This window comes from Anabaena catenula FACHB-362 (assembly GCF_014698735.1).
Lineage (GTDB): Bacteria > Cyanobacteriota > Cyanobacteriia > Cyanobacteriales > Nostocaceae > Anabaena > Anabaena variabilis_A.
Window position 1 is genome coordinate 1 of the sequence record NZ_JACJTQ010000003.1, and the last position, 13,867, is coordinate 13,867.

The window sequence follows — 13,867 nt, forward strand, 5'->3', positions numbered from 1 at the left end:
ACCAATGACCAATGACCAATGACCAATGACCAATGACCAATGACCAATGACCAATGACCAATGACCAATGACCAATGACCAATGACCAATGACCAATGACCAATGACTAATGACCAATGACCAATTTTTCCTTTGAATCTCTAGCTACCTGTAGCCATACCAAAGCCAGAGCCGGAGTATTTTACACACCTCACGGGGAAGTCGAAACTCCCAGATTTATGCCTGTAGGAACACTGGCAAATGTCAAAACCATCACCCCCGCTCAACTTAAAGATACAGGGGCGCAGATGGTTTTATCTAATACTTATCATTTGCACCTCCAACCAGGGGAAGCAATTGTTGCTGGAGGCGGTGGACTACATAAGTTCATGGGCTGGCATGGTCCCATGCTCACAGATTCCGGTGGTTTCCAGGTCTTCAGCTTGAGTGAGATGCGAAAAATTACAGAAGAAGGCGTAACTTTTCGCTCACCTCATGACGGGCAGATGATTAAATTAACCCCAGAACGCTCCATTGAAATACAGAATATTTTAGGGGCGGATGTGATCATGGCTTTTGATGAATGTCCTCCCTATCCCGCAACTCGTCAAGAGGTAGAAGCCGCCACAGACCGTACTTATCGTTGGCTAGAACGCTGTATAACCGCCCATAAACGCAGCGATCAAGCATTGTTTCCCATCGTCCAGGGGGGTGTGTATTTGGATTTGCGCGTCCAGGCTGCGGAAGCTTTAGCAAAACTAGATATGCCAGGATATGCCATTGGTGGGGTAAGTGTGGGTGAACCAACGGAACTGATGGCGCAAATTGTCCAAACTACAGCGCCCTTGTTACCAGTTGATAAGCCGCGTTATTTGATGGGTGTGGGTACTTATCGAGAAATGGCCATTGCGATCGCTAGTGGTGTCGATTTATTCGACTGTGTAATTCCCACCAGATGGGCGCGACATGGAACAGCTATAGTATCCAGTGAACGTTGGAATTTAAAAAATGCTAAGTTTCGTGAAGACTTTACGCCTTTAGATGAAACTTGCCCTTGTTATGCTTGTGTAAATTTTAGTCGTGCATACATATCACATTTAGTGCGATCGCAAGAAATATTAGCCTATACCTTGTTGAGTATTCACAACATCACCGAACTGATTCGCTTTACCCAAAAGATTCGGGAATCAATTTTGAGCGATCGCTTCCTGGAGGACTTTGGTCACTGGCTTAAAACTCCAGAAGTAGGGGAGACAGAAGCTTAAGGAAGATGGGAAGATAGGAAGTTAGGAAATTGGAAAGAATAATTAATTAGCAATCACCAATTCCCAATTGCCAATCACCAAACCATGTTAAGATACATCTCAAATATGAAAGCTGTGTTGGATTAGGTGGATTTAAACAAACATGGAAGCAGCACTTTTATTAGCAAAACTGCCTGAAGCTTACCAAATCTTCGACCCCTTGGTGGATGTTCTCCCAGTAATTCCTGTCTTCTTCTTGTTGCTCGCTTTTGTTTGGCAAGCAGCTGTAGGTTTCAGGTAGACCAATCTATTCTTAATTTTCTGGACAGGAAACATACACCTGTCCTATTTTTTTGCCCTATTATCTTAGCAAAAATTGATATTTATTAATATTTTGCAATAAATTACTATAATTAACTAGGATCATAGACAAATTACAGAAGTCGGGAAAAAGGGTAAGAATTTCCCTTTCCCCTTTAACCTTTCCCCAACTCTTGCAAAAGTACCTTTTGCAATTTGTCTAATGTATCAAGCTTGATCAACACAAAGCCACAAGCCACACTTACACTCAGCGAGGAATCAGCTATGGGAAACATCAAATTTGTCAAAGAAAATAAAGAAATAGTGGCGGCCGATGGTGCTAATCTCCGGATCAAAGCAATGGAAAATGGCATTGATATCTATAAATTCTTTGCTAAGGTGACGAATTGTAACGGTAATGGGCAGTGTGCTACTTGCGTAGTTGAGGTAGTCGAAGGACTGGAGAACCTCTCACCGCGCACCGATGTAGAAAACCGCAAATTCAAGAAAAAGCCCGATAATTACCGTCTTGCTTGTCAAACCCTAGTCAATGGCCCTGTCAGTGTTGTTACTAAGCCTTAAGTAAGGAGTTGATGAGTTCAGGATTTTACTCAATGACTAATAACCAATAACTACTGACCAAAACAGAAAATTTGAGCAAACCCTGTCATCGATGATGCTATTCTAAAATTGTTGACTGGAAATCAAAGAGAGGCTATCTTGCCATGCAAGTTAATGAGTTGGGGTTCGTAGCGAGCATTTTGTTCGTTCTAGTTCCTGCCGTGTTTTTAATCATACTTTACATCCAAACTGCCAGCCGTGAAGGTGGAAAAGATAGTTAATACTTGAGTAATAAAAGAAAAAACCCTGACACTTTTAGTGCTGGGGTTTTTATTTATCAACCACCGATATGAATTTTGGCTCGTGAATTGGTAATAGGAGAAAGTATTACCAATCAGAACTTAAGAATGAATGGTTAAGACTCTCCTCAGGGATACAGGATTAATCTTCATCATTCTCAAATCCATCCTGTTCATCCTTTGATCGGAGAATCTTGCTCCCAATTACCTATTTATGCAACCGTCCGCGCTAACAATACAGGACAAGCCGCATTAACTCGAACATAGTCAGACAAAGAAGCACCAATAAGTCTGTCTAGATCCACAAAACTCTTAGCAATAGATGGACGACGATCTGGAGAACCCAGCAATAATAAATCTACATTCAGTTCTTCAGCTAAACGGCAAATTTCTTCTCCAGGTTTGCCACTACTGCTTACACAACGAACCGCAACATTTTGTCTCTCAGCTTCTGCAACGGCAAGTCCCAAAACTGAATTTTTCTCTGGCTTGATATCAGTGATTCCTGATAATTTGCCACCCAAATCTGTATTAACATTAGCCAAAACTAACTGACCACCTGTAACACCACGCAACAAAAACAAAGCTAAATTCAAGCAATTTGTAGCTGCTTCAGAATTATCTATAGCCACCATAGCGCGCTTAATTCTCTTGACATAAATGTCATCCTTAACCAGCAACATGGGACGAGAAGACAATTGAAAAACATACTGGCTAACTGAGTTCGATAAAATCGATTGTAGTCGCTTGAGTCCTCGTGAACCCATGATAATCAAGTCAGCATCCATTTCTTCAGCTACTTGACAAACTACATCTTTGGGATCACCTTGTCGCAAAATCGAAGAAACCTGACTCGGATCTAAGTTCAAAGACTGAATTGCATTAGCGAGAATCTTGCCACCTTCTTCCCATTTATCTGTCATTGCCGCAGCAGTGCTTTGTGGGGGTACAACGTGCAGAACGGTAACTTTTGCAGATTGGATCGAAGGCATTTCTTTCAATGTCTTGAGCATTTCTTCTGCGTGTCCCAGTCCAGAGACAGCCAGCAAAATTTTTTCTATCATCTTCCGTAATTGTTCTTAAGGTTTCTTGGGGTTTCGCTGCTAGTACTGAGCATCAGAACGGATGTTCTCCACTTTGCTCTACAACCTAGTCAGTAAATAGGCACAAATTAACTTGCGATCTTAGTGATTAGTTATGAGTCTTTAGTTAGTACTACTAAAACTAACCAATGAGCCAAAAACTAATGAATCTTTAAGTTTGTTTGCACTTAGTTACTTAAAATTGCAACTAGGCTTTTGTTAGATTAAGCATACTCTCAATCTAGCCTAATAAACTTTACGAAATATGATGTTAGTTATTATTTTTAATCTATGTTCATCTTTTTTAATTAGAACTTCGTTAAGTAATGCTAAGAAAAATAAAGGATAGATCATATCAGTTATCCAATCAATACAAGATTTTTAATGGAATGTCTACAATCACCCATGAACTTAGTTTGAGGTTAACTCAGAAATTTCATTAACTAATGGTACAATTTGCCAAGCTTTTAAAATTTCTGCTTTACCTTTGAGTGCGATCGCTTCCCGTGGCTTAACAGTTAACTCATAGCCTAACTTTTGATAAACAGCATCAGAAATGGTAATCTCTCCAGCTGGTGTTGCACCTTCTAGACGTTTAGCAGTATTAACTACATCCCCAATCACAGTATAGGTGCGGGCTTCCTCTCCACCAAATAATCCTTCTACCACTGTGCCACAGTGAACTGCACAACCAGCCCCAATTCCGTAAGGTGAGAGAATTTCCACTGCGGCTTTTTGCATGACTTGGGCGGCTGAAACTGCTTGTTCTGGAGTGGCATAAATGGCCATGATTTCATCAGCAGTTAGGGTAATGCGTAGGGGTTGAGAATGGGCAGCAGCGGGTTCTACGTGACGATAATAGCTATTGAGAACACTGGCAACAATATCTGGTTCAGTTTGCTCACACCAAGAGGTAAATCCGCGAATATCCATAAACAGAATCGCGCGATCACACTGTTGAAATTCCAAGCCTTCTGGGTTATTAACTACCGTATTCACGGCATAGCTACCCATTCCCCATTTTGCCAAATTTCGCAATAATCCAGCAGTTTCTTTAAGTTGTCGTTGCTGAATAATAATTTGCAACCGCTGAAACCCAAGTAATAAACCAACTAAAACTAAACTAGCAACTAAGTATTTATGGGTAGCTGCGGCTGAAAACTTTTGGATTTGAAAATTCCCTTGCTGATTGGGAGTCACACCGATGCTAACAACTAGATAAAACCCCAGTAGCATTAGCATTCGCACTACACTTTCTAAGGGAATTATCCAACGTTCCAGAATGGGTTTCCAATGGTAGCGAATACTTTGCAGTGTAGCGATCGCTATAGAAAATGCCCAAAGGACAAAATGACTGGGATTTTGCAGAAATTCAGCCCCATCTACTGGTAAATCGATTAAAGTGTAAATACTCACACCAATCAGATTACCAAAAAACCGAGATGAGCCTGATTTGGATAAATAAAATGTTTGTACCACCATCGCCCCAATCAGTAAATATTCGGTTGGATCAGTGATATATTTTTGCCAACCGTAGAGTGCAACATCAGAAATATTTTTCAGAATCAGAAAATGTCCGCTATTACTCAAAAACTCACTGATGAAGGCGGTTAAACGAGTTCCCTCCAACTTAGATTCAATGGTGTTATTGGATTGGTGTTTTAATAGTCTTAGCATTTGTAGATATTTTTATCCTCAACCAAAGTGAATATACCCCAGTATCGGCAAACACATCCACTTGGATGACTTAAAAACCAGAAAGTTGTAAATTCTTAATCATCTATTTGTTCACTTTCTCGAACTTGGGAACGACGTTGACGAAAAATTCCTGTCATACTGATACCTGTAAATAGCATAGCAATCAGTCCTAACCCAACCAGCAAAACGTAAATAGGTTTACCAACACTACCGAAATAGCTACCTTGATGAATTGTCATTAAAAATTCAATTTGTTCTTCTGGTAATCCCAACCAGCTTTCACCCACTCGGTAAGCAATACCCGTAATCGCACTAGCGAACAAGGGTAGAAAAATAATAGGTGCAATAATGCTGTGAATACTGCGGACAGTCAGTTTAGATTTTGCTTTACTTGAGCGAGACTGCTGGGATTTTTTGATCATTACCAATCCAGTAATCACCAGCCCAATTAGTCCCAATCCTACCAAAGATACATAAACAGGTTCTAGTGGTTTACCCAAAAAAGTACCCTGGTGAATGTTCATGAAAATCTTGCCAGTGTCTTTCGATATCCCAAACCAACTTCTTCCCAAGCGATAACCAATACCAGTTAACGCACTCAGCAGTAGAGGAATGAATAAAATTGGTGCTACTTGACGATGAATTTTGCGGAATTCACGGGACTGATTGTTATTAACCATGAGAACCTCGAAGAATGAATACAACTATTCTGTATTTAGATAAATATGCTGTTTAAGCTCATATTCCTTTTGAGCTTAAGACCGTAAAGGTAAAGAACTCGGAAAGATGTATCACCAAGCTAAAAATCCTGGAATGTTTCTAAATTGATACAGATTTAAAACCGAGATAAGTAGAAAGGCACAAAAAAACCGTAGACGCGCAGCGGCTTCTCGAAGAGTACTATGTAACGAAAAGTAAAGTTGCCCAAAAACCTCCTGCCTTGTCATAACGACAATTTTTAACGCCAACCTACTTATCACCCACTAAATTTAAAAATGCGTTAAACTATCTGCAAGACTTTGAAGATAGAGAGATATTAAGATGTCCGGTGAGCCTAGTTACTTCAAGGCAGACTTTTTCAAGGTTCTGTCCAACCCTGTGCGGATTCAAATCCTGGATACTCTGCGACAGGGAGAACAAAACGTGAATTGTATTGCCGAGTGGCTAGAAGCAGATGCTTCCTCAATATCTCAGCAGTTGGGAGTGCTGCGTCGGCTTAATCTGGTAACGAGTCGCAAACAAGGCAACTTCGTCTTTTACTCGATTCGTGATCCAGCTATTTTCAAAGTGCTGGATGCCGCGCTGGAGGTGTTTAATAACCATCTTGTTGAGGTGCGTAACACCTTAGAAAAGATGAAATAACACACACTGCGTGCATCAACCAATTGTGTATAAGAGTTGAAAATGACAATATGGCAATCTCTGATACCCTCCAAAAACCAAAGTTTTTCTCTCTGGGGCGCTTATTTAGTAATCTACGTGGCGATTTGACAGGAGGATTAACAGCAGCAGTAGTAGCATTACCTCTGGCTTTAGCTTTTGCTGTAGCCAGTGGAGTTGAACCAAAAGCAGGACTTTACACCGCTATTGTCGCGGGAATAGTGGCGGCCATCTTTGGCGGTTCACCAGTCCAGATTACAGGCCCCACAGGGGCAATGGCTGTGGTTTTGGTGGGAATTGTCGCCAAATACGGGATTGAGAAAGTTTGGATTGCTGGGGTAATGGCTGGAATTATCCAGATTGCTTTGGGGGTGGCCAAACTGGGACAACTAGTAAAGTTTATTCCCTATCCCGTAACGGCAGGTTTTACGAATGGTATTGCTGTCATTATTTTTTGTGGGCAGTTAAATAATTTCTTTGGGCTAAAACTACCCCGTAGTGAACATTTTCTGCCGGGAGTTTGGCAAAGTTTAAGTCATGTAGAAGCTTTAAATTGGGCAGCAGTTGGGCTGGCAGTTGTGGTGATTGCAACTACAGTTTTGTGGCCAAGGATAAATACTACAATTCCAGGTTCTTTAGTGGGGCTGGTGTTAGCGACAGGAATAGCTGGTTATTTTCATCTGAATGTACCCACAATTGGGGCGATTCCGCAATCTTTACCAATGCCCCAAGGTATTCCCCATTGGAATGATTTTAGTGTAATTCGAGAATTGATTAATCCGGCTTTGGCTTTAGCCGCACTGGGGAGTATTGAATCCTTGTTATCAGCGGTTGTGGCTGATGGGATGACAGTTAGTGAGAAACATAATAGCGATCGCGAATTAATCGGTCAAGGATTAGCAAATATCATTGTCCCATTTTTTGGTGGTATTCCTGCCACAGGAGCGATCGCACGGACGGCTGTTAATGTCCGTTCTGGTGGCAAAACCCGACTATCTGGAGTAATTCACGGCGTTGCTTTAGCCATGATTGTTCTCACTTTAGCACCCCTAGCAGCCCAAGTTCCCCTAGCCGCACTAGCGGGAATTCTCATGGTAGTTAGTGTGCGGATGATTGAGTGGGAAGCCATTGGTTTGTTAATGCGTGCTACCTATTCCGACTTTGCGGTGATGATTCTTACCTGGTTGGTGACAATCTTGTTTGACTTAGTTCTCGCTGTCGAAGTAGGATTAATTGCAGCCGGAGCTTTGTTCATCAAACGCATGAGTGATTTGAGCTTGGTGAAGATTCCTGAAACTGAAGTGTTTCCCCCCGGTACTGCGCTGGAATTAGGCAAAGAAATTGCTGTTTATCGAGTAGATGGTCCCGTATTTTTTGGTGCCGCTGAGAGGTTTGCTACCTTTCTGAGAGATGAACCCGAAGTAAAATATTTAATTCTGCGATTGCGGTTTGTACCAAACATGGATACCACTGGGTTAGTAGCTTTAGAGGATATTTACCATGACTTAGAACGCCATAATTGCCGCTTAATTCTCACAGGTTTGCAACCTCAAGTTAAACAACTACTAGAACGTTCAGGATTATTGAAAACAATTGGATTATCAAATTGTTTTGAAACCACCACAGATGCTATTTGCTCTATTAGTCCCCAAATTGCAGGATGTTCTCAAACTGGAGTCACTGATTTAAAATCAAAAGAATTGCAGGAATTAAATAACTAAAACTACTGTTAGATATTGAGTATAGGAACGAGAGAAGGCCATCTTCGTGGGTTTTAAACTTTTTATCTCGTTCCCAGTCTCCAGACTGGGAATGCTATCACAGAGGCTCTGACTCTACTGTTACGAGGAACTTTGTTTGTGTAGCTGCGACTTCCCATCGCCAAGGCTTAATTTCACTAATTCCTAAATAACATTATTAATAGAACATGAACAAAACTATCAATCAATGTCTTTGTTGCCATCCCTTGGCAAGTCGTCGTCATTTTCTCAAATCTCTCCTTCCCGGAGCAGTAGCATTTAGTATTTTACAATCAGCAGCACCCGCTAGAGCCGAAACTCCTCAAACAAAAGCTTTAGTTCTTAGTTGTATTGACTTTCGGTTTATGACAGCAGAACGCTATTTTTTAAGCAGAAAAAATTTATGGGGTGAGTATGATTGGACAGCTTTAGCAGGTGCTTCCCTAGCTATAACAGGTTTTCCCCACCCATCTGATGCTGAAGCATTTTGGGATCAGCTAGATATATCCTATCGACTACATCATATTCAGAAAGTGATTGTGATTGATCATCAAGATTGCGGAGCTTATGCAATGATGATTGACTCTAATTTAAGCAAAGATCCAGAGCGAGAGTTGCAAGTACATACAGATTATTTAAATCGAGCTTATTGGTTAATTCGCAATCGCTATCCTGATATTGATGTTGAACTTTATTTGGCAACTCTCAACAAAGCTGAATTCCAACCTATTTTACCAACAGTTGAAAATCAGATATAGGAATAATATTTGATTTTTGAAAAATTAAGTTTGGTGGGCAATGCCCACCCTATGAGACTGAGAATTTTATGGCTACGCCACGCAAGCTATCAGATATCATTTATGATTCCTGTATCAGGTTTCAGGCTGAGATTGCAAGAATAATTAACCGCAGATAAAGATGGATGAATTAATAACAGTCATGATTTAAATCACTTATCAAAAAAAACTCCGCGTCAGAGCGTCTCCCTGTCTCCGTGTCAGTCTAAATGATAAGTATATCTCTGACGAGACGCTACGCGAACAACCGGACATGATATTATTCTGGTGATAGCTTTATGAAAGTTTTATTAGTAGAAGACGATGAACGAATTGCTTCATCTCTTACAGAAGCATTAACTGATAATAATTACGCGGTTGATGTAGCAGGTGATGGGGAAGAAGGATGGGACTTTATAACGGCTTTTAGCTATGATTTAATCCTTCTGGATGTGATGTTACCAAAATTAAATGGGATAGAATTATGTCAAAGATTAAGACAGCGTGGTCATGAAATACCAGTATTGATGTTGACAGCAAAAGATAGCAGCACAGATAAAGTAGAAGGCTTAGATGCAGGTGCTGATGATTACGTCATTAAACCTTTTGATTTAAAGGAATTACTAGCACGAATTCGGGCTTTACTACGTCGGGGAAATAGTACATTATTAACTTTTTTAGAGTGGGGTGAACTCCAACTTGACCCAGCAAATTGTACTGTTAATTATAAAAATAAATTATTGTCAATGACACCTAAAGAATACCAATTACTAGAATTATTTCTTCGTAATCATGGTCATGTTCTTAGTCGTCACCAAATACTTGATCACTTGTGGTCATCTATTGACGCACCAGGAGAAGATACAGTCAAAGTCCATATCCGAGCAATACGTCAAAAACTCCAAGCCGCAGGAGCAAAACATGATTTTATCGAAACTGTTTATGGACTTGGGTATAGACTTAACCAGAGCTTCTAGAAATAAAAACAGGTTTATTATACCTTGGCGGCGGGAAAATATTTTATCTAATCCTCAGTTTCGCGCTACCAGTTCGCGGTTACTGTTATCTTATTTGATAGCGATGATGGTAGTAATGGGACTGTCATCAATGGGAGTTTATCATTTTTTTGCTTACAGTCTCAATCAGCAATTATACCGTCAATTATTAACTTTAGCAGATGCAGCGGCTCATAATTTATCAGCTATTCAAGCAGATAGAACGGCTGTAAATCGGAAAATGCCGCGAATTTTAGATCATGATGGGGATTTAGATATTCCTTGGCAAGATTTGCAACTATATCATCAAAGTGTGGAATGGTTTGATGCCAAAAAGCAATTATTAGGAAAAGCAGGAAAGCAATTTCCGCAAACACAATTTGTGAATAGTTTTCATACATGGCAACAAAATGGCATCAGAACATTAACTATTCCCGTTCATGTTTCCGAAAACAATCAACAACTTTTAGGTTATGTGCGGGTAAGTGCATCAACTGTAGAAGTAGAAAAAGAACTAAATAGACTGTTGATGGGTTTGGGGTTTGGTGGTGTCTTAGGAATGGTGTTAATTGGTGGTACAGGTTGGTGGTTAACGAGTAAAGCCTTGCAACCTATTGAGCAAAGTTTCCAGCAATTACAACAATTTACAGCAGATGCATCCCATGAATTACGCAGTCCCCTGACAGCGATTAAAACAACAGTGGAAGTAATCCAAAGTCATCCAGAACGTATTCATCCCAGTGATGTCAAAAAAATAACGGTGATAGAGGGCGCAACACAGCAGATGACTCACTTGGTAGAGGATTTACTATTGTTAGCAAGAAGCGATTCTGCTTCTTTAAGTTTGCCCAAAACCGCAATTCCCATACCTATAGATGAAATTTTATTTGATTTAGTTGATAGCTTACAGCCACAAGCACAAGAAAAAGAAATTACTTTAGAGGCTGATTTGATTAATGAGGTATGGGTAAAAGGAGATGCAAATCAGTTACAACGACTATTTGGGAATTTGCTAGAAAATGCCCTGCAATATACGCCTAATGGCGGTTTTGTAAGGGTAAAAATCGTTAAATGGGATGATTTTGTGATTATTTCAGTGGCAGATACTGGTATTGGTATTGCACCTGAAGATTTATCCTTAGTATTTAACCGCTTTTGGCGGGCCCAAAAAGCCCGTTCTCGTCGTCAAGGTGGTTCTGGTTTAGGTTTAGCTATTGTTCAAGCTATTACTCATGCTCATGGTGGTGAGATTTCTGTGACGAGTCAAATCGGAGCGGGAAGTTGTTTTCGGGTGAAGTTACCAGTATTTGAATTGGGAAATTAGTGCTAACTGTAGTTTCTTTCCTAGTTCAATGTTAAAGCAGCTGGCGTAATTAAAATCACCTCCTCAAAACTTTTCAGACATCCTCTAAGATACAAGACTGGGTTAAGCAACAGTGCAACCCAACAAAAACTTCGTCAATGTTGGGTTTCCTTAGGTCAACTTTAAACCACAGCCAATAAACCATTATGCTTTAGCAGCGCAGTAGTACTTGGTTCCCTACCCCGGAAGGATTGAAAAACTTCCATTGGGTGCTTACTACCGCCCAGTGCTAACACTGTATCCCGGTAGCGTCTACCAGTAATGTGTATTGCTTCTTCGTCTTCTAGCCCAGCTTCTTCAAAAGCAGCAAAAGCATCAGCACTGAGAACTTCCGCCCATTTGTAGCTGTAATAACCGGCTGCATAACCACCTTCAAAAATGTGACCAAATGCACATAAAAAGGCATCTTCCGGTAATGGTTGTAAAATAGTAGTCGTTTTAGCAATGCGTTGGCGTACATCTATGGGAGTTTCGTTACCATCAGGGCGATAGTGGTAGTGTAATTCCAAGTCAACGCTACTGAGGTGAATTTGTCGCAACATCGCCGAACCACTCATGTAATTACGTGCTGCTAACAGCTTTTGGTAATAATGCTCTGGTAGTGGTTCACCGGTTTGGTAGTGTTTAGCCATACCAAATAAGGTGGGGCGGTCATAACACCAGTTTTCCATAAACTGACTAGGTAATTCCACAGCATCCCACTCCACATTATTAATGCCTGCGGCTCCCGTATAGTCAACCTTGGTCAGCATATGATGTAAGCCATGTCCAAACTCGTGGAACAATGTTTCCACTTCATCAAAAGTCATTAAACTGGGCTTGTCATCGATTGGGGGAGTTTGGTTACAAATCAAATAAGCCACAGGTAAGCGGATGCTAGTTACACCATTTTCTTTGATTTTGCGGCGATGAATACAAGCATCCATCCAAGCACCACCTCGCTTTTCAGCGGGACGGCTATAGGGGTCTAGATAAAAGTAAGCAATGGGAGAGCCATTTTTATCAGCAATTTGGAAATAACGTACATCCTCATGCCAAACTGGGGCTTGACCATCAGCGGGAGTAACAGTCACACCAAACAACCGCTTCACTAGTCCAAATAACCCATCTAACACTTGGGGGAGAGGGAAGTAAGGACGCAATTCTTCCTCAGTAAAAGCAAATTTTGCTTCTCTTTGGCGTTCTGCCCAAAAGCTGATATCCCAATGTTGTAAATTCTCGGCTTCTGCTGCTCCTTTGGATTTGGCAAAGGCTTTGAGTTCTTCTAAGTCTTTGACAGCCGCATGATAACTGGCTTGGCGTAGTTCTTCTAACAGCTTTTCTACTGCTGGGACATTCTTGGCCATCTTACTAGCTAAACTGAGTTCGGCAAAATTTTCAAAGCCTATTAACTCTGCCAGTTCTTGCCGCAACTCTAAAATACTTTCAATTAAAGGGTTGTTATTCAACTCCCCAAAAGAAGCACGAGTAATATAAGCTTTGTAAACCTTTTCACGCAAATCCCGACGGGTGCTGTGTTGCATGAAGGGGAAATAGCTAGGAAAATCCAAACTAATGTGCCAGGGTCCATTTTCTGGAGTAGCGTTTTCTTCTCCTGCCGCACGAGCAGCTTGGGCAGCCAAACTAAGTAAGCTACTAGGTAAACCCTCTATTTCGGCTTTGGTTGTGAGAATTAAGCTAAAAGCTGTAGTAGCATCCAGAAGATGATTAGAAAACTTTGTGGACAAATCTGCTAACTGCATCTGAATAGCATTGAAACGTTTTCGTGCTGCTCCTTCTAAGCCCACACCAGACAATTTTGCATCCCGAATAGCTGCTTCAACAATACGCTGCTGGGCTGATTCTAAGGTTTCCCAGGTATCACTAGCCCGTAGGGCTTTAAAAGCCTTGTAAATAGGTTTGCTTTGACCAAGGGTGTTAATAAACTGCACTACTTGCGGCTGAACCTTTTCATAGGCTATACGTAGTTCTGGGCTATTTTTAACACCCATCAAATGGTTCAGTATCCCCCAACTCCAGTGCAGCCTTTCTGTCAACTTTTCTAGAGGTTCTACTAAACCGCTCCAGGTAGGTTTGACATTAGCTTCTAAGATAGCTAGTTGCTGCTCCAGGTCTGCTAACAGATGCCTGAAGGCTGGTTCTACTTGCTCCGGTGTAATCTCTGCAAACGGAGGTAAACCACAGCCTTGAATTAGGGAACTTTGAGAAATAGTAGCAGTTGCACTCATGGTTTTGTGTTAGTAGCCGATAAATAGACGGAACAATGATTTTTATTTATATAACTAATAATGTACCGTCACTACACAATTTGGCCTTGCTGGAATGGCAGTCTTATGAATTCATGAAAATCTACCAGCAAGCTGAAGCATAATTTTTGCATTAAGAGTGAGACATTGTTGCTGTTTTTGTCAGTTTTGTAGGGATAATCAACCATGATGAGTATTTTAGTAT

Annotated in this window: 13 protein-coding genes; 9 read left to right on the forward strand and 4 right to left on the reverse strand. The window is 40.9% G+C overall.

The features are described 5' to 3' along the window. Positions 1–116 precede the first annotated feature (116 nt). From tgt to psbM, 4 genes are all read left to right on the forward strand, one after another. On the forward strand, positions 117–1,244 hold the full coding sequence (gene tgt, locus H6G68_RS03285; protein ID WP_190905339.1) for a tRNA guanosine(34) transglycosylase Tgt: 1,128 nt from the start codon (positions 117–119) through the stop codon (positions 1,242–1,244). 142 nt (positions 1,245–1,386) lie between these two features. Beyond that, positions 1,387–1,524, forward strand: a complete 138-nt coding sequence (locus H6G68_RS03290) for a photosystem II reaction center protein K (RefSeq protein ID WP_006195022.1) — start codon at positions 1,387–1,389, stop codon at positions 1,522–1,524. A gap of 284 nt (positions 1,525–1,808) precedes the next feature. Beyond that, positions 1,809–2,105, forward strand: a complete 297-nt coding sequence (locus H6G68_RS03295; RefSeq protein WP_190711203.1) for a 2Fe-2S iron-sulfur cluster-binding protein — start codon at positions 1,809–1,811, stop codon at positions 2,103–2,105. Between the two features lie 143 nt (positions 2,106–2,248). Beyond that, positions 2,249–2,365, forward strand: coding sequence for a photosystem II reaction center protein PsbM (gene psbM / locus H6G68_RS03300; RefSeq protein ID WP_083389570.1), 117 nt, complete (start codon positions 2,249–2,251; stop codon positions 2,363–2,365). Positions 2,366–2,595: 230 nt separating this feature from the next. Here psbM and H6G68_RS03305 read toward each other — a convergent pair whose 3' ends face one another. The 3 genes from H6G68_RS03305 to H6G68_RS03315 form a co-directional block, all read right to left on the reverse strand. Next, positions 2,596–3,447 (reverse strand): universal stress protein, encoded by an 852-nt coding sequence (locus tag H6G68_RS03305; RefSeq protein WP_190905340.1) that lies wholly within the window; start codon positions 3,445–3,447, stop codon positions 2,596–2,598. A gap of 429 nt (positions 3,448–3,876) precedes the next feature. Continuing rightward, entirely contained in the window at positions 3,877–5,142 is a 1,266-nt protein-coding gene (locus H6G68_RS03310) for an adenylate/guanylate cyclase domain-containing protein (RefSeq protein ID WP_190905341.1), read from the reverse strand. A gap of 95 nt (positions 5,143–5,237) precedes the next feature. Next, a complete protein-coding gene (locus H6G68_RS03315; RefSeq protein WP_190905342.1) occupies positions 5,238–5,843 on the reverse strand; it encodes a PepSY domain-containing protein in 606 nt (201 codons plus the stop codon). 361 nt (positions 5,844–6,204) lie between these two features. On the opposite strand from H6G68_RS03315, the gene H6G68_RS03320 reads away from it, so the two are divergent. The 5 genes from H6G68_RS03320 (at position 6,205) to H6G68_RS03340 (ending at position 11,377) form a co-directional block, all read left to right on the forward strand. Beyond that, the gene (locus H6G68_RS03320) at positions 6,205–6,525 is read left to right on the forward strand and encodes an ArsR/SmtB family transcription factor (RefSeq protein WP_190905343.1); all 321 of its coding nucleotides are present in this window, start codon (positions 6,205–6,207) and stop codon (positions 6,523–6,525) included. Positions 6,526–6,575: 50 nt separating this feature from the next. Then, positions 6,576–8,264 carry a SulP family inorganic anion transporter gene (locus tag H6G68_RS03325; RefSeq protein WP_190905344.1) on the forward strand — a complete coding sequence of 563 codons (1,689 nt, stop codon included), beginning with the start codon at positions 6,576–6,578 and terminating at the stop codon, positions 8,262–8,264. A 206-nt stretch (positions 8,265–8,470) separates the two neighbouring features. Continuing rightward, on the forward strand, positions 8,471–9,040 hold the full coding sequence (locus tag H6G68_RS03330; RefSeq protein ID WP_127055396.1) for a carbonic anhydrase: 570 nt from the start codon (positions 8,471–8,473) through the stop codon (positions 9,038–9,040). A 317-nt stretch (positions 9,041–9,357) separates the two neighbouring features. Continuing rightward, positions 9,358–10,035 carry a response regulator transcription factor gene (locus H6G68_RS03335; protein WP_190905345.1) on the forward strand — a complete coding sequence of 226 codons (678 nt, stop codon included), beginning with the start codon at positions 9,358–9,360 and terminating at the stop codon, positions 10,033–10,035. Next, complete coding sequence (locus tag H6G68_RS03340; protein WP_199332488.1) at positions 9,980–11,377, forward strand: sensor histidine kinase; 1,398 nt, start codon at positions 9,980–9,982, stop codon at positions 11,375–11,377. The genes H6G68_RS03335 and H6G68_RS03340 overlap by 56 nt, the downstream gene beginning before the upstream one ends. A gap of 161 nt (positions 11,378–11,538) precedes the next feature. Here the strand turns inward: H6G68_RS03340 and H6G68_RS03345 are convergent, their stop codons facing one another. Further along, complete coding sequence (locus H6G68_RS03345; RefSeq protein WP_190905346.1) at positions 11,539–13,644, reverse strand: M3 family metallopeptidase; 2,106 nt, start codon at positions 13,642–13,644, stop codon at positions 11,539–11,541. Positions 13,645–13,867: the final 223 nt, after the last annotated feature.

Coding starts and splice junctions, on each gene's coding strand:
- tgt (WP_190905339.1), top strand. CDS start 117: ATGACCAATTTTTCCTTTGAATCTCTAGCTACCTGTAGCCATACCAAA.
- H6G68_RS03290 (WP_006195022.1), top strand. CDS start 1,387: ATGGAAGCAGCACTTTTATTAGCAAAACTGCCTGAAGCTTACCAAATC.
- H6G68_RS03295 (WP_190711203.1), top strand. CDS start 1,809: ATGGGAAACATCAAATTTGTCAAAGAAAATAAAGAAATAGTGGCGGCC.
- psbM (WP_083389570.1), top strand. CDS start 2,249: ATGCAAGTTAATGAGTTGGGGTTCGTAGCGAGCATTTTGTTCGTTCTA.
- H6G68_RS03305 (WP_190905340.1), bottom strand. CDS start 3,447: ATGATAGAAAAAATTTTGCTGGCTGTCTCTGGACTGGGACACGCAGAA.
- H6G68_RS03310 (WP_190905341.1), bottom strand. CDS start 5,142: ATGCTAAGACTATTAAAACACCAATCCAATAACACCATTGAATCTAAG.
- H6G68_RS03315 (WP_190905342.1), bottom strand. CDS start 5,843: ATGGTTAATAACAATCAGTCCCGTGAATTCCGCAAAATTCATCGTCAA.
- H6G68_RS03320 (WP_190905343.1), top strand. CDS start 6,205: ATGTCCGGTGAGCCTAGTTACTTCAAGGCAGACTTTTTCAAGGTTCTG.
- H6G68_RS03325 (WP_190905344.1), top strand. CDS start 6,576: ATGGCAATCTCTGATACCCTCCAAAAACCAAAGTTTTTCTCTCTGGGG.
- H6G68_RS03330 (WP_127055396.1), top strand. CDS start 8,471: ATGAACAAAACTATCAATCAATGTCTTTGTTGCCATCCCTTGGCAAGT.
- H6G68_RS03335 (WP_190905345.1), top strand. CDS start 9,358: ATGAAAGTTTTATTAGTAGAAGACGATGAACGAATTGCTTCATCTCTT.
- H6G68_RS03340 (WP_199332488.1), top strand. CDS start 9,980: ATGATTTTATCGAAACTGTTTATGGACTTGGGTATAGACTTAACCAGA.
- H6G68_RS03345 (WP_190905346.1), bottom strand. CDS start 13,644: ATGAGTGCAACTGCTACTATTTCTCAAAGTTCCCTAATTCAAGGCTGT.